Raw genomic sequence first — 19,340 nt, 5'->3', positions numbered from 1 at the left:
TTAATAAAAAAGCATAGCTAAATTTGAAGCCAAATAGATATGAATACAATTCAAGCAAAATATTGGTGGTGGCATTTGACTTCTCAAAGCGGGGAAGAACCAATAGCTATTGCCTAAATATTAGTTTGTAAAAATACTTGTAAAAGGCTTGCTGGTTTTTCCCAGCAAGCCTTTTTTGTTTTTAATCCAAGAACATGAAAAAATTCAACATACAATCTAATTTTAAGAAGCTTCTAGCTGACACCATCACACCTGTAAGCATTTACCTACAGATCAGAGATAGGTATGCCAATCCGATCTTGTTGGAAAGTTCTGATTACCATGGTCAGGAAAACAGCTATTCTTATATCTGCTTCAATCCTCTGGCCACATTTTCTTTTAATGATGGAAAGGTGAAGGAAAGTCTTCCTGATGGAGAGATCATGCAGTATGCAATAGGAGGGGGACTAAAAGTGATTGATGCTTTGCGCGAGTTTTCCGGAAAGTTTGAAGACGAGAACGGGAAACACAAGTTTATTCATAATGGCTTGTTCGGGTACATACAATATGATTCAGTGGCTTATTTTGAAGAAATAAACCTGAATAATACCCAGCCTGATAGTATTCCCATGATGCACTATGCTGTGTATCAACATGTGATCGTCGTCGACCATTTCAAAAATGAGCTGTATCTATTTGAACATCAGGTGGAAAATAATGCCAAAGAAAGCATTCTTGACCAATTGGTTACCTTACTGAACAACAAAAACATTCCGGCCTATTCCTTTGAATTAGTTGGTGAGGAAGTATCCAATTACACAGATGAGGAATTTCTGGATATCCTCAAAAAAGGACAGGACCACTGCAACAGAGGGGATGTCTTTCAGATCGTGCTTTCCAGAAGGTTTACCACAGGATTTAAAGGAGATGAGTTCAATGTCTACCGTGCCTTAAGGTCAGTCAATCCATCACCATACTTATTTTATTTTGATTATGGGTCATATAAGGTTTTTGGAAGTTCTCCTGAAGCACAAATCGTGGTCAAGAACAAGAAAGCAACTATTTATCCCATTGCCGGCACGTTTAAGCGTACTGGACATGATAAAGCTGATGAAAGCCTTGCCCTCAAGTTATATGATGATCCCAAAGAAAATTCCGAACACGTGATGTTGGTGGATCTGGCTAGAAATGACCTGAGCAGATCATCTGAAAAAGTTGAAGTTGAAGTGTTCAAGGAAATACAATACTATTCTCATGTCATCCACCTTGTATCTAAGGTAACTGGGCTGCTTCCCGATAATGCCAACCCGCTTCAGCTAGTAGCTGATACATTTCCTGCAGGGACGCTATCCGGTGCGCCGAAATACAGGGCGATGGAGCTCATCGATGAACTGGAAAATACTTCCAGAAAATTCTACGGGGGAGCCATCGGTTTTTTGGGTTTCAACGGTGATTTCAACCATGCCATTTTGATCAGGTCTTTTGTTTCAGAAAACAATCAGCTCAGGTTCCAGGCAGGTGCCGGTGTTGTGGCAAAGTCGTCCATACCTTCAGAATTGCAGGAAGTGGCCAATAAATTAGAGGCGCTCCGAGTGGCCTTAAAAACGGCAGAAGAAATTTAAAGATTCAAAAATCTCAGACCACTTTAGCCATGAAAATCCTCGTCCTTGACAATTACGACTCCTTTACCTACAACCTGGTCTATATCATCAGGCAGTTAGGCTATGGCCCCCAAATGGATATTTTCAGGAATGATAAAATCACCTTGGAGGATGTCGCCCAATATGATAAGATTTTGCTTTCTCCCGGTCCTGGTATTCCCTCTGAAGCGGGAATCATGCCTGAACTCTTACAAAAATATGCTCCTGAAAAAGATATCCTGGGAATTTGCCTTGGGCATCAGGCCATAGGAGAAGCTTTTGGCAGTGAGCTGACCAACCTTTCAGAAGTGGTGCATGGTCTGGCTTCGCAAGTGACGGTAGAAAATGATCTCTTGTTTAAAGGGATTCCGAAATCATTTAAAATAGGAAGATACCACTCTTGGGTAATCAATGAAAATTCTTTATCTCCAGATTTAGAGGTGATTGCGCGGACACCTGATGGTCAGATCATGGGGGTTAGACATACATCCTACAAGGTAAGGGGATTGCAGTTTCATCCTGAGTCGGTATTGACTGAGTATGGAGTAGAGATGATGAGAAACTGGCTGGAAAGCTGATTTGAATTGTGAGGATTTACCTCCTTCTTAAGTAAGTGAGGTGGTAATCATAAAAAATTGAATTGAATAATAGCAGCAATGTCATGAAAGAAATATTAAATCATTTGATTGAGCACAGGACCTTATCCAAAGATCAGGCTCGGGAAGTATTGAAAAAGATTACCACTGGAGAATTTAACACCAGTCAGATAGCGGCCTTTATGACAGTTTACCTGATGCGTAGCATTACCGTGGAGGAGCTCAGTGGCTTTAGGGAAGCCATGCTGGAACAGTGTATTCCTGTCGAAATAGATGAATATGATGCAATAGACCTTTGCGGAACTGGAGGTGATGGAAAGGATACCTTCAACATCTCTACTTTGGCCTCATTTATAGTTGCCGGAGCTGGTCAAAACGTGGCCAAGCATGGCAATACAGGTGTCTCATCCATCTGCGGATCCTCCAATTTGCTGGCATCCTTTGGATATGAGTTTACCAATGATGTCAATAAAATCAAGAAGAGTTTGGACGAGGCAGGAATCTGCTTTCTTCATGCTCCTTTATTTCACCCAGCTATGAAAAATGTTGCCCCGATCAGAAAGGATTTAGGTGTGAAAACATTCTTCAATATGCTGGGGCCTATGGTGAATCCAAGCTTTCCTAAGAAACAATTGGTGGGAGTTTTTAGTCTTGAGTTGGCCAGGTTATATGCGTACCTTTACCAAGAGCATGAGGGGTATTTCAGTATTTTACATGCTTTGGATGGATACGATGAAATTTCTTTGACAGGTGACTTTAAGATGATTTCCAATACCGGTGAAAAGCTGATCAGTCCTGAGAGCATAGGAATGCCCAAAGTGACTGCCGCATCTATTGCTGGCGGTAATACTGTAGAAGAGTCTGCTAAGATATTTGATAATATACTCAGTGGAAAAGGAACGCCAGAACAGGACGCAGTGGTGATAGCAAATGCAGGTGCAGCCCTCAAAACTGCCGACCCGAAATTAGAATTTCCCGAGGCATTAGCGAAAGCAGAAGAATCTTTGAAAGGTGGAAAAGCCAAGGAGGTATTCCAAAAATTGGTCAACCCAAAAACTTCCATTTCATTTAGCTAAAAATTACTATGAATATTTTAGACAAAATAATTGCACACAAAAAGATTGAAGTTGCTGAAAAAAGCAGTTTAGTCCCGGTCAAGCTTCTTGAGAAAAGTATCTACTTTGATTCGAAGGTGGTATCCATGAAGAAGTATGTTGAAAGAGAAGACAAGACAGGCATCATTGCCGAGTTTAAGAGGAAATCTCCCTCAAAAGGAGATATCAACATCAATGCCTCAGTAGAAGCAGTAACGATTGGGTACATGCAGGCAGGAGCTTCCGCCTTGTCTATCTTGACAGACAAAGAGTTTTTTGGAGGAAAGAATGAAGATTTGACCTTGGCACGCAAATTCAATTTTTGTCCCATTCTAAGGAAAGAATTCATCATAGATGAATATCAGATCATTGAAGCAAAGTCAATAGGGGCAGATTGTATCCTTTTGATAGCAGCAGCCCTTTCTCCCCAAAAGTTGAAAGAACTGGCAGCCTTTGCGCATAGTTTGGGTTTGGAGGTATTAATGGAGGTGCATGATCAGGAAGAATTGGCATCTTCTCTGAATGAACATTTGGATTTGGTAGGTGTCAATAACAGAAGTCTGAAAACATTTGAAGTTTCCTTAGAAACATCCTATAGTTTAGTGGATCAGATCCCGGCTGGATTTACGAAAATATCTGAGAGCGGTATTTCGGAACCGGAAACATTGGTGAATTTGAAGCAGGCAGGATTTGATGGCTTCTTGATTGGGGAGAACTTTATGAAATCCAGTAGACCTTATCAGGCTGCTCTTAATTTCATGAATGCTTACAGAAAGTTAATAGCTGATCAATCAGAAATCAGTACAGGGTAATGAAATTAAAAGTCTGTGGCATGCGTGATCCCGACAATGTACGGGAACTTCTCAATCAGGTAAGTCCGGATTGGATGGGGCTGATTTTTCATCCCACTTCATCTAGGTTTGTTTCTGATGATTATGCCTCATTTATGAAAGAAATACCTGTCAAGAAAGTAGGTGTCTTTGTAAATAGCAGTTTGACCAATATTCTGAAAAAAATCGAGGATTTTGGTCTAAGTACACTGCAGCTTCATGGCAATGAAAGTGTGGATGAAGTCAAGGAAATCAAAGAAAATACCGGAAGAGAGATATTTAAAGTATATGCTGTCCAGGAAGAGATTCAATGGTCATCACTTGAACCTTATCTTCCCCATGTGGATTATTTTCTATTTGATACTTTCACCAAGGCTTATGGGGGAAGTGGCAGGGCTTTCAATTGGGACTTATTGCTGGATTATCCATTTGAGACCCCTTTTCTCTTGAGTGGTGGAATAAGTTTGGAGCATATAGAGGCTATTAGGGATATTCACCAAAAATTACCTCAAATGGATGGAGTAGATATCAATTCAAAGTTTGAGCTAGAGGCAGCTTTTAAGGATATAAAGTCTATTAAAAGATTTAAAACGGCACTTGAAGCAGTTTCCTGAATCGGACTGATGGAAAGATGGTTTGAGATCAAAAGTAATATTAGAAGAAAAATGTAAAATAGAGTGAAGGCCTGTATGCATTGTGCAAGCCTGAACTCGTGTCAGATACCAATATGATTAAAGTTGACGAAAAAGGTTTTTACGGAAAATTTGGAGGCGCCTACATTCCAGAGATGCTTCATCCCAATATTGAGGAACTAAGGGAAAATTATGAAAAGATCATGGCCACAGAAGAATTCCAGAAAGAATTCCGGTCCTTGCTCAAAGATTATGTGGGGAGGCCAACTCCTTTGTATTTTGCATCCCGACTTTCTGAAAGTTATGGTGCCAAGATATACCTGAAGAGGGAAGATCTCTGTCATACAGGAGCCCATAAGATCAACAATACCATTGGGCAGATCATCATGGCCAAGAAACTTGGTAAAAAACGTATCATCGCTGAAACCGGAGCAGGACAGCATGGAGTAGCTACTGCTACTGTCTGTGCATTGATGGGGATGGAATGTACAGTTTACATGGGGGCATTGGATATCCAAAGGCAACGTCCCAATGTGGAAAGAATGAAGATCCTTGGCGCAAAAGTTGTGCCGGCCACTTCAGGAAGTCAGACGCTGAAAGATGCCACCAATGAAGCCATGAGGCAGTGGATCAATAATCCTGTGGATACGCATTATATTATTGGCTCGGTGGTAGGACCTCATCCTTATCCTGAGATGGTAGCCAGATTTCAGTCTGTCATCTCTGAAGAGATTAAGTGGCAGTTAAAAGAAAAAGAAGGCAGGGAAAATCCTGACATCGTCATTGCATGTGTAGGTGGAGGAAGTAATGCTGCTGGGGCGTTTTTTCATTATTATGATGATGAAAGAGTCAGGTTAGTAGCGGCAGAGGCAGCAGGTCTCGGTATAAGCTCCGGTAAATCAGCAGCGACGACCGTCCTGGGCACTCCAGGGATCTTACATGGTAGTAAAACTTTATTGATGCAAACGGAAGATGGTCAGGTGGTAGAACCTCATTCCATTTCAGCGGGCTTGGACTATCCAGGAATAGGACCTGTTCATGCACATTTGTTCGATATAGGTAGGGGTGAATTTGTGGCTGTTGAGGATGAAGATGCCATGAAAGCCGGTATACAATTGAGCAGATTGGAAGGGATTATACCTGCCATAGAAACAGCTCATGCCATCCATGCACTGAATATGATTGAATATAAAAAGGATGATGTGATTGTCATTAATGTTTCTGGCAGAGGGGATAAGGATTTGGATACTTATATCAAATGGGGAGGGTATTGAGAGGCGAGACCTGAGAGGCAGGATACTAGACGTAAGACATTAGATATAAGATACAAGAACTAAGATTTCTGAATGAAAATTTGGGTTTTGGACAAAAAGACAATTTAGATGAACAGGATAGATCAACTATTTCAGAATAAAAAAGAAAGGGTGCTTTCCATATATTTTACAGCGGGATTTCCTCATTTGGAAGATACAGTCCCTGTGATGAAAGCCATAGAGGAAGCTGGTGCAGATATTATTGAAGTGGGCGTGCCTTATTCAGACCCTATTGCTGATGGACCTACTATTCAGGACAGTAATATGGTAGCATTGAATAATGGGATGAGTCTCAAGAAGCTCTTTGAACAGCTGCAAGACATGAGAGCATCTGTAAGTTTACCGGTGGTATTGATGGGTTACCTCAATCCAATTATTCAATATGGAATGGAGGCATTTTGTAAGAAATGCCAGGAAATTGGCATAGATGGATTGATCTTGCCTGATCTTCCCATGCAGCAATATTTGGATGAATTCAAGGAACTGTTTGATCAATATGGTTTGAGGAATACCTTTTTGATCTCGCCACAGACAAGTGAAAAAAGGATAAGGGAAATTGATCAGCATTCGGATGGGTTTATATACATGGTTTCTTCCCATAGCATCACAGGAGCGAAATCAAATATTTCTGAAGAACAAATCGCTTATTTTGAGCGGGTCAAAGAAATGGGCTTGAAGAACCCAACTCTGATAGGTTTCGGGATTTCTGATGCCGAAACTTTTTCCAAGGCATCCCAATACAGCAATGGTGCCATAATAGGAAGTGCTTTTATTAAAGTAATACAAAACAGTAAGGACCTGAGGTCTGATATCAAACAATACATACAGTCCGTAATCCAATAAAATTATGATCATCCAATTAAAAGAAGATATAAGTGACAGGCAAAAGGAGTCCCTGATTGCAGAGGTTAAACAAATCGGTTATAAGATCACAGAAGTTAAAACACAACTTGGAGATTATTTGGTCGGTATAGGCAAAAAGGATTTTGATATCCGTAAAATCGGTCAAAAGGAAGGTATTCAGGATATTCATATTGTTTCGGATGAATACAAACTTGTGTCCAAAAAGTGGAAAGTAAAACCCACCTCCATTGACCTTGGGGATGGTGTATGCATCAAAGATGGGGATATGGCCATTATAGCGGGCCCTTGTTCCATTGAATCGGAAGAACAGATCAGAAAGGTGATCGGACATTTGAAGGAGAACGGGGTCAGAATGATGCGCGGGGGTGTTTTTAAACCTCGTTCCAGCCCATATGCTTTCAGAGGCTTAGGTTTGGAAGGTTTGAAATTATGGTATCAACTTGCTAAAGAAGAAGGGATCAAAATTGTGACTGAAGTTATGCAGGTTTCTCAGATTGAAGAAATGTATCCATACACCGATATTTATCAGGTAGGTGCCAGAAATACCCAAAACTTCAACCTTTTGGATGAATTGGGTAAAGTGGACAAAGCTGTAATGATCAAAAGAGGGATTTCTGGGACTATTGAGGAACTTTTACAGTCTGCGGAGTATGTGTTTTCGGGTGGAAACGAAAAATTAATATTATGTGAAAGAGGAATCAGAACCTATGAAAGGGCAAGTAGGAATACTTTGGACCTCAATGCCGTACCGATTTTGAAGTCCAAGTCCCACTTACCGGTAATAGTAGACCCTTCACATGGTATTGGTATCAGGGAATTTGTGCCTCAGATGGCCTTGGCCGGGGTGATGGCAGGTGCAGATGGGATAATTTATGAAACCCATGAAATTCCTGAAAAAGCGTATTCTGATGGACAACAGACCTTGGATTTTGCCCAAAGTTCGCTCTTAGTCGATTGGATCAGGAAATCTTTCGCTCTCAGAAAATCATTTGAATTGCTTTAAAATTCCTTTAAAAGAATTCAATTATAGAAAAAGCAGAAAATCATTAATTTTGAGAGTAAAGTAGCCTGTCCCTTTCTTGAAAGGAAACAATTGTCTTATAATTTGAGTACATAATATAGCTGGACTCGATTTTAAAGAAAAGTGGACGGGCTCAAGATTTTAAACCCAAATAAACAATGACGAATAAACCCAAAGACTGGGTCTTTTCTGACCCGAGATTAAAAGAAATGAAGCAAGATTATGCTGCTTATACTGAAGAGGACTTTAACGTTTGGAAAATACTCTTTGAAAGACAGATCGTTAATCTTCCCAAAGCCGCTTCCAAGGCATATTTAGAAGGGATAGAGGAGATCAATTTTACAGCAGATAAAATTGCGGATTTTGAGGATGTCAATAAAAGATTGGCTAAAAGTACAGGCTGGGCTATTCAGGTAGTTCCCGGGCTCATTGATGATGACCTGTTCTTTGGTCTGATGAACAACAAGCGTTTTTGTTCATCCACCTGGTTGAGGAAAATGGAGCAGCTAGATTATTTAGAAGAGCCTGATATGTTTCATGATGCATTTGCGCATATGCCGATGTTGACCAATCAGCCTTATGTTGATTTCCTTGAAAAATTGAGTGGAATTGCCTTGAAACATATTGATGATAAATGGGCCATAGAACTGCTTTCCAGAATTTACTGGTTCACCATTGAGTTTGGTTTGATCAGGGAAAATGGAGAGCTGAGAATCTATGGAGCAGGCATTTTGAGTTCAGCAGGAGAGACCAAGTATAGCCTTTCTGATGAGCCGGCTCATTACGAATATGATGTCAGGAGGATTATGAATACGCCATATTGGAAAGATAAATTCCAGGACAAATATTTCATCATAGAAAGTTATGAGCAACTTTACAATTCACTGCCTGAAATCGAATCAGTCTTAGAGGAGATGATAGCTGAACAAGTTAAATAATTAGGATTCAATTAATAAATAGTAAGACAGTCTATTAAAATTCTTTTGAGCAAGATGACTGTCAAAATTAAATTGACATTTCTTCAAATAATCATGGGGTTATGTCTTTTGTTAAAAGCCAAAAAAAGGAGCGTTTGTGGCTGAAAGGTTACAAACGTTTTTTTATCAAAATATAGAGAGGCTTTTGCCTTCTCTTTGATCAAACAAAAAAATGAAAGTAGCAGTCATCAAATACAATGCAGGTAATGTTCAGTCTGTACTATACGCATTGGAACGATTGGGCGTTGCTGCGGAATTGACAGATGATCAGGAAGTAATTTCCAAATCAGATAAAGTCATCTTCCCCGGTCAGGGAGAAGCAAGCACAGCAATGAGGTACCTGAAAGAAAGGGGATTGGATAAATTAATACCGGAACTTAAACAGCCGTTTTTTGGTGTTTGCCTTGGCCAACAATTGCTGTGTGAGTATTCGGAAGAAAATGATACGCCCTGCTTAGGAGTATTTCCAGTTAAGGTCAAAAGATTTGTTCCGGAAAACAAGGAATTGTTCAAAGTACCTCATGTCGGTTGGAATAATATATTTGAGTTAAAGTCACCACTTTTAGAGGGGTTGAATGACGAATCTTTCGTGTATTATGTGCACAGCTATTACTGTGAAGTGAGTGACTATACCATAGCCAAGACCAATTATGTGCTTGATTTTGCGGCTTTGATGCACAAGGATAATTTCTACACCATGCAGGCTCACCCGGAGAAAAGTGGACTTGTAGGAGAGAGGATCCTGAGGAATTTTCTAGATCTTTAATCTCTCATTGGTTTTCTTAAAAAAAGACCGCCAAAATCATGCTTAATAAGAGTGGATTTCATTTATGAGAACCATGTTTCCAATCATTAAAAACCAATTATGCAAATTATTCCAGCTATAGACATCATCGGAGGAAAGTGTGTCCGTTTGACTCAGGGTGATTATGGGCAGAAAAAAGAGTACCATGACAGTCCTTTAGAAATGGCCAAACGTTTTGAGGATGCCGGTATCAAAAGGCTTCACCTGGTAGATTTGGATGGGGCCAAAGAAAAGAAGATTGTCAATAAAGAAGTACTAAAATCAGTTGTGGAGGGAACTTCTCTTCAAGTCGATTTTGGGGGAGGGGTGCAGTCCGATGAGGATATCACTTTGGCTTTTGCATTGGGAGCATTTCAGGTTACAGGGGGTAGCATAGCAGTGAAAAAGCCAGTTTTGTTTGAATCATGGATTCAAAAATTTGGCGGAGAAAAAATTATATTGGGTGCTGATGCTAAAGATCGGAAAATCGCTATTTCAGGTTGGGAAGAAACCACTTCTGTTGATTTGATTGACTTTATCAAAGTTTTTCAGAAAAAAGGTATTTCCTATGTAATATGCACTGATGTAGCTAAGGATGGCTTACTTCAGGGACCTTCATTGGAACTGTATACAGATATTTTAGCCGAAATTCCAGGAATCAAGCTGATTGCCAGTGGAGGTGTTTCTAGAATAGAAGACTTAGAAGCCCTTCAAAAACTAGGTGTTTACGGAGCCATTGTCGGCAAGGCATATTATGAAGGCAGGATCACTTTGGCTCAACTTGCATCCTTCAGTAAATAAAAAATTCAATTGACCCCAGTCATGCATGTGGGCCAATATTATGACAGTTGGCTTAACGCAGATCATTGTACATTTAAAGATGTTAACGAAAAGAATTATACCCTGTCTGGATATCAAAGATGGAAGGACAGTAAAGGGAGTGAACTTTGTGGAACTGAGAGATGCAGGAGATCCTGTTGAGCTTGCCAAAATCTATTCGGATGAAGGGGCAGATGAATTGGTTTTTCTGGATATTACCGCGACAGTGGATAAAAGAAAAACCCTTGCCGAACTGGTTACCAAAGTAGCGAAAGCAATCAATATTCCATTTACAGTGGGTGGGGGTATATCCACTGTGGAAGACGTGAAAGTCTTGCTGAATGCTGGAGCAGATAAAATTTCGATCAACTCTGCTGCAGTAAAAAACCCTGATATCATTAATGAGATGGCTCTGGAGTTTGGTTCGCAATGTGTAGTGGTAGCCATAGATACCAAGAATATTGACGGGACTGACTTTGTGCATACCCATGGGGGAAGAAAGCCGACAAATCTCATCACTCAGGAATGGGCAAAAGAGGTTTGCGATAGGGGGGCTGGCGAGATTCTCCTCACCTCAATGGACCACGATGGCACAAAGGCAGGTTTTGCCAATGAAATCACAGCTGAAATTTCATCTATGTTATCTATTCCTGTGATTGCCTCAGGAGGAGCCGGTAACATGGAGCATTTCAAAGATGTCTTCACTATGGGTAAGGCAGATGCAGCTTTGGCTGCCAGTATTTTCCATTTTAAGGAAATTCCTATTCCAGATCTGAAGCGTTATTTGGAAATGGAAGGGATACCGATAAGAAAGTATTAGAGGAACTATTTTCTGAATTAAATCTTTTTGAATGTAAAGAATAGAGAAATGAATGATTTGAACCTGGATTTTGATAAAGTAAATGGACTTATTCCCGCTATAGTTCAGGATGTAGAAAGTAACCTGGTCCTGATGTTGGGTTATATGAATCAGGAAGCATTGGATAAAACGTTAGAGACCAAATTGGTTACCTTTTTCAGCAGAACCAAAAACCGGATTTGGACAAAAGGAGAAACTTCTGGCCACTTCCTTCACTTGGATTCAATCACAGTTGATTGTGATAATGATACCCTTTTGGTAAAGGCTAAGCCTGTTGGCCCTGTCTGTCATACCGGTAATGATACATGTTTTGATGAAAAAAATACCAGTAAAACCCTTTTTATAGATAAACTACGTCAAATTATCAAAGACAGGAAAAACAATCCAACTGATAAATCTTATACAGCGTCTCTTTTTGATAAGGGGATCAACAAAGTCGCTCAAAAGGTTGGAGAAGAGGCTGTTGAGATAGTTATAGAGGCAAAAGATAATAATAAGGAGCTCTTTTTAGGTGAAGCTGCAGATTTGCTTTTTCACTACTTAGTACTTTTGGAAGCAAAAGAAATTGAACTTGATGAGGTAGTGGAAGTGTTGATTGAGAGACATTCCAAAAAACAATAGTCTATTAATTATGAGTAAGAGAAATGTTACTGTCCGCATGAAAGCGGATTATGAATATGAAGCCACTAATTTACAGGGCAACAAAGTAGATATCGATATGTATGATGCGCCGAACAAAAAGGCGCAATCTCCGATGGACTTGTTACTTTCTGCTTTGGGAGGCTGTTCGGCCATCGATGCTGTTCTCATGATGAAGAAGAAGCGTAAGACCATCGATGACTTTTTTATTGAAATTGAAGGGACCAGAAATGATGGTGTACCTTCTTACTATACCCATATAGAATTGAAATTTGTATTGGTTTCCCCAGATGCCAAGGAGGAAGAATTCGCAAAAGTGGTAGCACTTTCTGTTGATAAATACTGCTCTGTCGCATCTTCACTTAAGTCAGAAATAACCTATACTTCCGAAGTTAGAAAACCTTAATGCGCGTAGTCAAAGAGTTTGTCAAGGAGGATATCAGGATTTCCATTTTCAGTTGGAACAACAAATACCTGATCAAGTTTGAATATGGTCCAATGGAGCAAACATTTAAAATTCCAGAAATGGATATTTTGGATGAAAATGATCTTGATGGTTTTTGTAATGGTGAATTCTTTCAATCAGTAATATTTAGATTCAAAGAAATGGGCGAAAGCTTTCAAAAACAGCTTCAAAATCTTTAGATTTAGGGAATAACCTAAATCTAAAGATGCTGTTTCGTCATGTTTTTGCAATAATTTGTTTTTTGCAGCTTTTTGGTTGCAGTCAGTCTGAAACCAAGAGTGCGGCTGAAATTGAACTTGAACTCAATTCCTTTATTGCTTTGATGGAATATGATCTTCAAGCTCTTGAGGAAGAGATCATCAAATTAGGGGATACGGTCCAATACCTGTACGCTAATAAGGATGAGATTCTTTTAAATGCAGATAGGTCAAAATATAGCTTTGAAAAAGGTCTGGCCAATAATGTCCCCAATGAAGACCCAAACCTCAGCACAATTTATATTTCTGAATTGATACAAGACCCAAAAGAATGGCAAGAGGCTATGGATTTGGTTTATCTTACCAATTCATTAGATGAGGTTTTCAAAAATATCATCAAAAAGCATGATGTGGTTAGTCAGGTATACTTTAATAGTGATAAGCAGGTTAACCGGCTTTTTCCACCCTATGATGCCCGCACGATGCTAGAGCCCGATCTTGACCTTACTTCTTTTAATTTTTATTACTATGCAGATTCCCTCAATAACCCTGATAAAAAACCTGTATGGGTGGACGAAATCTATATTGATCCTGTGGGGAGAGGTTGGATGATTTCGTTACTAAATCCGGTTTATGTAGATGGTGAGTTGAAAATGGTGTTGGCATTTGATGTCACATTAAATGATATAATAGAAACCTATCTTGATAGATTTGATAGGTATTTCATTATTGTGGATGAAACAGGGACCTTAGTTGCCGGTAAAACAAGAGGAATTGAAGCACTGTCCTTTCCGCCTTTGAAAAACCATGCTTATACCCAAACTATCACTTCGGATAGTTTCAGAATGGAAGATTTTAACCTTTTTAGAAGTAAAAGCAGCGAAGTGAGAAAGATGGCTTCTAAAATAATCCTCTCTTCTGAAAAAGAATATTTTTTAAAAGAAGGGGAAGTAGGCTTGAAAATTTGTGCAAGAAGAATGGAGAAGCTTGATTGGTATGTGCTTGATCTTATGTTCTGATGGGAAAAGGGAAAAACTTCGAAAAAAGTAAATTAAAGTTTGGATACCGATGGTTGATCATTTTTGGTATCACTGTTATTATTTTAATTTCTTCTCTGGCGGTCTATTTTTTCAATGCTTTAACAGATAACCAAGTTGAATCCAGGAAGCTGGTTTTTGATAAGCAAGTTGAGTTAGCGGGTAAGGATATTCAAAATACTTTTTCGTCCATGTATGATGATATGTTGTTTTTTGTCAATAACCTTGAAGCATGGACATACGATTCTACGACCAATGAACAATTGGCTTTTGAAAGAAGGGCTAGAAGGATTTTCAATAACCATAGGGATTTATTAGATACGGTGGTGGTTATTTTTCCGAACCATATTGTTTCCTTTCATTTTGATTCCAGAAACAATTTTTCAAAGCAATTCCATAAAAGCCTGGACGAATTTCAATTTGAGTCAGAACAGGACATTTCTCTTCGAAATGCAAGTAGAGGAGTAGGCATATTGGTGAAACTTAATCTGAACAGGTTTTTCAATGACCAACTCAGTAATTTTTATCTCGGGCCAACTAGTCAAAAATTTATTTGGATCAATAGTCATCTTCAGGCTGTCAATTTGGATAAAAATGAGCCCATTATCTTGTTGGAAGAAGATTTAATGAAGCTGCTTTCTGATGATATTGCTGCTGGCCTTAAAGGAGCAGGAGACGGTTACTTTAATTGGCCGGAGGATACTGAAAGGAACAAGGTAACTGCTCATTATTATCCATTTCATTTAAGTCCACTAGATCAAATGTTCGCAGTGGTATTTGTTCAGGATATTTCTAAGGTAGGGATAGATGTTTATGGTACTTATATTTCTTTTCTTTTAGGTCTTTTGCTTATACTAGCAATTGTCTTGGTGATTCTTTACAAATCCATCAGGAATATTCAGATTACCAATTTTACATTGGAAAAGAATGCTGAAGAAATCAGAGAATTGTTTCGTAGACAAACCCTTCTCCTGCAGGAAACAAAAGGGTTTATTTATTTTCAGGAAGCTAATGGGAAAATGACAGCAGTAAGTGAAGAGGTGAGAGATGTGTTGGGATTTTCACAGGAATATTTCATCCATAATTTTAGATCTCTTATGAAGGAAGATCAAACTGCAGAACTTAAAAAGATAATTGATCAATCTATTGATATCAGAAAAGACAGTATTGCTAATGAATTTGACATGATGAAAGCTGACGGTGCATGGATCAGGGTCAAAATTTTTGAAAAATTACTTTACGATGAAAAGGGTCGCTTCACAGGAAATGTGGGGATTTGTACTGATGTACAGGATAAATATGAATCAGAACAAGAGCTTATCAAATCAGAAAATAGGTTAAGAGCCGTATTGAATAGTTTGCCCGATCTGATTTTTATATATGACAATGAAGGAGTGTTCAGGGATTATTATGTTCAGGATAGATCACTACTTTTGGCTCCACCTGACAAAACCATAGGCATTAACTTCCGTGATTTCCTCCCTGAACCTTTAAAGACAGATTTATCAAATGCTTTCGAAAAGGCTAAAGCCTCTGGAGATATTCAACAGATAGAATTTGAATTACCATTAGTGGTAGGAAAGAAGATTTTTGAGGCGAGGGTATTTAAGTTAGATGAAGAAAAGGTTGTGTCTATTGCAAGGGATATCACTGCGCAAAAACTCTGGTCTAAAGGTTTGCAGGAAGCAAAAGAAGCCGCAGAGCAAGCCAATAGAGCGAAATCAGAATTTCTCGCTAACATGAGTCATGAGATCAGAACTCCGATGAACGGTTTGTTGGGAATAGTGGAATTGCTGGAGAGGACTAAGCTTGATAATAAACAGCAGGAATATTTACGTGTAATCAAGGATTCTGGAAAGTCGCTCATTAGCATTATCAATGATATTCTAGACTATTCAAAAATAGAATCAGGAATGATGGATTTGAACCTTAGCGTATTTCATTTTAAGAAAGAAATGGAAAGGATTTTCAAAATATTTGAAGGTATCGTCCAGAAAAAGAATATTCATTTTTCATATGCATTTGGTGAGTTCGTACCAGAGTTCGTTCAGTTTGATAAAGAAAAAGTAGCTCAGGTTTTATTAAATATAATTGGGAATGCCCTGAAGTTTACGCCCATTGGAGGGAATGTGCATATATCCATCAATGTAGAAAGTATCATTGAAGAAAGTATCATTGTCTACTTTACTGTAAATGATAGTGGTCCTGGGATTCCTGCTGATAAAATTGAAAGTTTGACCCAACCTTTTGTACAGCTAGATGGTAGCAATACGAGAGAGTTTGAAGGTACAGGCTTAGGTTTGGCCATTTCCAAAAAGCTTATTGAGTTGATGGGCGGGGAGCTTGAAATCAATAGCGAGCTAGGCCATGGTTCAGAGTTTAGCTTTAGTGTTTTTGGAACGGCTATTGAAAAATCAGAGAAACTTACTGGGAATGGTTTGTATCAAGAAGAAGATGATGACATTGAGTTTGATCAATTAGTTAGAAAATCCCCTTTGAACATTTTATTAGTGGAAGATAATGATACCAATTTGACCTTTATGTTGATGATGATGGAACAATTGGGATATAAGGTTGAGATTGCAAGAAATGGCTTTGAAGCTATTGATTTGGTACAAAATAAGGATTTTGATCTTGTTCTTATGGATATTCAAATGCCCAAAATGAATGGCCTAGATGCCACTAGAAATATCAGATTGCTCGAAAAAGGAAAGCATCTAAAAATTGTTGGGCTATCTGCCAATGCCTATAAAGAAGATGTGGATGAAGCCCTTAAATCTGGAATGAATGATTACCTGAGCAAGCCTGTCAGCATCAGGGAAATTGCAAAGGTGATTATGGAAAGATTTAAAGAACTTGAAAACAAAAAAGAGGTCAACTGACCTCTTTTTTGTTTTCCTTATTTTTTATTTCAGATATCTGAATTCAGATCGAATGCTTCAAGATAATCTGCAACTCTTCTCACAAACATCCCCCCCAAGGAACCATCTACGACTCTGTGGTCATAGGAGTGGGATAAGAACATTTTGTGACGTATGGCTATCACATCTCCTGTTGGTGTTTCTATAACTGCAGGCTTCTTCTGAATTGCTCCAACCGCTAAGATTGCAACTTGTGGCTGCATAATGATCGGAGTTCCCATCACGTTTCCAAATGAGCCTACATTGGATACTGTATAGGTTCCGCCGCCAAGTTCATCAGGAGATAGTTTGTTGTTTCTTGCCCTGTTGGCGAGATCATTGATCTTTTTGGATAATCCTGTAAGGTTGTATTGGTCAGCATTTTTGATGACAGGCACAATAAGGTTTCCTGATGGCAATGCCACGGCTACACCCACATTGATGTCTTTTCTCTTGATGATTTTATCACCATCAACTGATATATTGATCATTGGAAAATCTTTGATAGCCTTAGCTACTGCCTGAATAAAGAAAGGAGTGAAGGTCAGTGATTCGCCCTCTTTTTTCTTAAAGTTGTCTTTTACTTTGTTTCTCCAAAGAACGATGTTGGTTACATCTGCTTCTACGAAAGAAGTGACATGTGGGGATATCCTCTTGGAATCCACCATTCTTTGAGATATCATTTTTCGCATTCTGTCCATTTCGATGATTTCATCTTGGGCAGATATGCTCATTTCTACTCTTGGTGCAGGTGCAGGAGCCACCGACGTACCTGCCACTTTGGTTTCTGCCACCTGAGCAGGTGCATTTACACGGGCTTTTACATATTGTAACATGTCCTGCTTCGTTACACGTCCATCTTTTCCCGTACCTGGGATTTTCGCCAATTCGCCTTTACTGATATTTTCTTCTTTGGCTATGCTCAATACAAGGGGAGAGTAAAATCTGTCATCTACCTCATCTGTAGAAGGAGCACTGGCGCTAGCTAATATGGTTTGAGTCTGTGCAGGTGAAGCAGCTATCAATTCCTCTTTTGCTGATTCAGGGGCGGATACACTAGGTGTGGAAGCTACAGTTTCTTCACCTTCAGTTTCAATTATTGCGATTGGAGCTCCAACAGCCACTACTTCTCCTTCTTTGGCAAGAATTTTTTTCAACACACCACCATGGGTAGCAGGTACTTCTGTATCCACTTTGTCAGTCGCTACTTCCAATACAGATTCATCCTGCTCTATGGTTTCACCTTCCTTTTTTAGCCAAGTGAGAATTGTTCCTTCTATGATACTTTCTCCCATTTTGGGCATTAGCATTTCTACAGTCGCCATACAGATATATTTAATTGGGTTTATTTCTGAGTTATAAAATTAAATTTTATTTTATGCAATCCAAAATTGATATTGGAAATTTTATTCTGTTTTACCTTCAATACACAATCTTAGCATGTTTAGAACCGCTACTCCTGTCAGTTGGATGTTGAGCATTCGGTCCTGTGTAAGCTGGAGTTTTTTGGTAATGGTCTTGCCGTTCATGGCACAGGCAATCCAAACTGTACCTACTGGCTTCTCTTTCCAACCCCCTCCTGGACCTGCTATACCACTTGAAGCAAGACCAAAATCTGCCTCAAACATGGTTTTGATATTTTCAGCCATTTGGATGACTGTGGCCTCACTTACTGCGCCATGCTCCTTCAAGGTGTTTTGATCCACATGGAGGAGTTTGTTTTTGAAATGATTGTGGTAAGGAACCATGCTTCCCTGAAAGTAGTCACTGCTGCCAGGTACAGTTGTGACTAAATGAGTTATGTAGCCCCCCGAACAGCTTTCTGCAAAGGCAACTTTTTTTCCATTAGTTCTTAGCAACCTTCCTATTGCTTCCTCCAACGTTTCCTGATTATAGCCAAAGATATACTTGTCAATCAAAGGTTTTACCTTGGTGATTTCATTTTCAACATCATTTGTAATTTGGTCCATATCATCCCCGAAAGCTGTCAGTCTCAATTTTACCTGACCTAAAGATGGCAGATAGGCTAATTTGATATGTTTTGGGAGGTTTTTTTCCCAGTTCTGGATCAGATCGGACAACCAACTTTCCCCAATACCAACAGTCTTGATTACTTTATGGTAGATATGTGGTAAGGTGAAGTTTTCTTTAATTCTGGGAATGACATGATCTGACATCAGCCGCTTCATCTCATGAGGAACTCCTGGCATAGACATCCAGATTTTTCCATTTTCTTGAAACCACATTCCCGGTGCTGTGCCCAGTTCATTGGGGATGTAAATACATTTGGTGGGTAAATGTGCTTGAAGTTTGTTTGTATCTGTCAATTCCCTGCCACGCTTCTCAAAGAATGTTCTGACTGCTTCAAGCGCTTCCGGGACAAGGGCAAGTTCACAATTAAAGTATTCTGCTAAAAGTGGTTTGGTTAAATCATCGTTTGTTGGTCCCAACCCCCCGGTAATCAGTATAATATCAGCAATCTTTTCAGCACTTTCAAATGCGGAGAGCATTGCATCCCTGTTGTCTCCAACTGTTGTTCTTCTTACTACCCGGACGCCAATTTTGTCCAGTTCCTGGCTTATCCAATGGCTATTGGTGTCCATAATCTGACCATAGAGCAGTTCATCTCCAATTGCCAGAATTTCCGCTTTAATTTCTTTATATTGGGTCATTTAAGGTTTAGGTAAGGGTAA

The 19,340-nt window shown here is 39.3% G+C and carries 19 protein-coding genes; 17 read left to right on the top strand and 2 right to left on the bottom strand.

Going from position 1 to position 19,340, the window contains the following annotated elements; genetic code table 11:
* Positions 1–194: 194 nt before the first annotated feature.
* The 17 genes from ACFFIP_RS03255 (at position 195) to ACFFIP_RS03175 (ending at position 16,629) form a co-directional block, all read left to right on the top strand.
* Positions 195–1,601, top strand: a complete 1,407-nt coding sequence (locus tag ACFFIP_RS03255) for an anthranilate synthase component I family protein (RefSeq protein WP_382386129.1) — start codon at positions 195–197, stop codon at positions 1,599–1,601.
* 29 nt (positions 1,602–1,630) lie between these two features.
* Positions 1,631–2,197 (top strand): anthranilate synthase component II, encoded by a 567-nt coding sequence (locus ACFFIP_RS03250; protein WP_382386128.1) that lies wholly within the window; start codon positions 1,631–1,633, stop codon positions 2,195–2,197.
* Positions 2,198–2,280: 83 nt separating this feature from the next.
* A complete protein-coding gene (trpD, locus tag ACFFIP_RS03245) occupies positions 2,281–3,291 on the top strand; it encodes an anthranilate phosphoribosyltransferase (protein WP_382386127.1) in 1,011 nt (336 codons plus the stop codon).
* A gap of 8 nt (positions 3,292–3,299) precedes the next feature.
* Entirely contained in the window at positions 3,300–4,121 is an 822-nt protein-coding gene (gene trpC / locus ACFFIP_RS03240) for an indole-3-glycerol phosphate synthase TrpC (RefSeq protein WP_382386126.1), read from the top strand.
* Positions 4,121–4,753 (top strand): phosphoribosylanthranilate isomerase, encoded by a 633-nt coding sequence (locus ACFFIP_RS03235; protein WP_382386125.1) that lies wholly within the window; start codon positions 4,121–4,123, stop codon positions 4,751–4,753. Before trpC ends, ACFFIP_RS03235 begins: the two co-directional genes overlap by 1 nt.
* Before the next feature lie 113 nt (positions 4,754–4,866).
* Positions 4,867–6,045: a tryptophan synthase subunit beta gene (gene trpB, locus ACFFIP_RS03230; protein ID WP_382386161.1), complete on the top strand. Its 1,179-nt coding sequence runs from the start codon at positions 4,867–4,869 to the stop codon at positions 6,043–6,045.
* Between the two features lie 108 nt (positions 6,046–6,153).
* Positions 6,154–6,927: a tryptophan synthase subunit alpha gene (gene trpA, locus ACFFIP_RS03225; RefSeq protein WP_382386124.1), complete on the top strand. Its 774-nt coding sequence runs from the start codon at positions 6,154–6,156 to the stop codon at positions 6,925–6,927.
* 4 nt (positions 6,928–6,931) lie between these two features.
* Complete coding sequence (aroF, locus tag ACFFIP_RS03220) at positions 6,932–7,951, top strand: 3-deoxy-7-phosphoheptulonate synthase (RefSeq protein WP_382386123.1); 1,020 nt, start codon at positions 6,932–6,934, stop codon at positions 7,949–7,951.
* Positions 7,952–8,127: 176 nt separating this feature from the next.
* Positions 8,128–8,907 (top strand): phenylalanine 4-monooxygenase, encoded by a 780-nt coding sequence (locus ACFFIP_RS03215; protein ID WP_382386122.1) that lies wholly within the window; start codon positions 8,128–8,130, stop codon positions 8,905–8,907.
* A 211-nt stretch (positions 8,908–9,118) separates the two neighbouring features.
* Positions 9,119–9,712, top strand: a complete 594-nt coding sequence (hisH, locus tag ACFFIP_RS03210) for an imidazole glycerol phosphate synthase subunit HisH (RefSeq protein WP_382386121.1) — start codon at positions 9,119–9,121, stop codon at positions 9,710–9,712.
* A 99-nt stretch (positions 9,713–9,811) separates the two neighbouring features.
* Positions 9,812–10,531, top strand: coding sequence for a 1-(5-phosphoribosyl)-5-[(5-phosphoribosylamino)methylideneamino]imidazole-4-carboxamide isomerase (gene hisA / locus ACFFIP_RS03205; protein WP_382386120.1), 720 nt, complete (start codon positions 9,812–9,814; stop codon positions 10,529–10,531).
* Positions 10,532–10,610: 79 nt separating this feature from the next.
* The gene (gene hisF, locus ACFFIP_RS03200) at positions 10,611–11,369 is read left to right on the top strand and encodes an imidazole glycerol phosphate synthase subunit HisF (RefSeq protein ID WP_382386119.1); all 759 of its coding nucleotides are present in this window, start codon (positions 10,611–10,613) and stop codon (positions 11,367–11,369) included.
* Between the two features lie 48 nt (positions 11,370–11,417).
* Complete coding sequence (gene hisIE / locus ACFFIP_RS03195) at positions 11,418–12,029, top strand: bifunctional phosphoribosyl-AMP cyclohydrolase/phosphoribosyl-ATP diphosphatase HisIE (protein WP_382386118.1); 612 nt, start codon at positions 11,418–11,420, stop codon at positions 12,027–12,029.
* Positions 12,030–12,039: 10 nt separating this feature from the next.
* Entirely contained in the window at positions 12,040–12,453 is a 414-nt protein-coding gene (locus tag ACFFIP_RS03190) for an OsmC family protein (protein ID WP_382386117.1), read from the top strand.
* Positions 12,453–12,692, top strand: a complete 240-nt coding sequence (locus ACFFIP_RS03185) for a hypothetical protein (RefSeq protein WP_382386116.1) — start codon at positions 12,453–12,455, stop codon at positions 12,690–12,692. Before ACFFIP_RS03190 ends, ACFFIP_RS03185 begins: the two co-directional genes overlap by 1 nt.
* Positions 12,693–12,718: 26 nt before the next feature.
* Positions 12,719–13,729, top strand: a complete 1,011-nt coding sequence (locus tag ACFFIP_RS03180) for a Cache sensor protein (protein WP_382386115.1) — start codon at positions 12,719–12,721, stop codon at positions 13,727–13,729.
* Positions 13,729–16,629, top strand: a complete 2,901-nt coding sequence (locus ACFFIP_RS03175) for a response regulator (RefSeq protein ID WP_382386114.1) — start codon at positions 13,729–13,731, stop codon at positions 16,627–16,629. Before ACFFIP_RS03180 ends, ACFFIP_RS03175 begins: the two co-directional genes overlap by 1 nt.
* Positions 16,630–16,658: 29 nt before the next feature.
* On the opposite strand, the gene ACFFIP_RS03170 is transcribed toward ACFFIP_RS03175, so the two are convergent.
* Together ACFFIP_RS03170 and ACFFIP_RS03165 are read right to left on the bottom strand one after the other, a co-directional pair.
* Positions 16,659–17,972, bottom strand: coding sequence for a dihydrolipoamide acetyltransferase family protein (locus ACFFIP_RS03170; RefSeq protein ID WP_382386113.1), 1,314 nt, complete (start codon positions 17,970–17,972; stop codon positions 16,659–16,661).
* 81 nt (positions 17,973–18,053) lie between these two features.
* Positions 18,054–19,319 carry a competence/damage-inducible protein A gene (locus tag ACFFIP_RS03165; RefSeq protein ID WP_382386112.1) on the bottom strand — a complete coding sequence of 422 codons (1,266 nt, stop codon included), beginning with the start codon at positions 19,317–19,319 and terminating at the stop codon, positions 18,054–18,056.
* Between the last annotated feature and the right edge of the window lie 21 nt (positions 19,320–19,340).

It is taken from the genome of Fontibacter flavus, assembly GCF_042432905.1.
In the GTDB taxonomy this organism is placed as follows: Bacteria; Bacteroidota; Bacteroidia; order Cytophagales; family Cyclobacteriaceae; genus Fontibacter; species Fontibacter flavus.
Note: the sequence above shows the minus strand (reverse complement) of the source record. Positions and strands in the feature narration are given on the sequence as shown.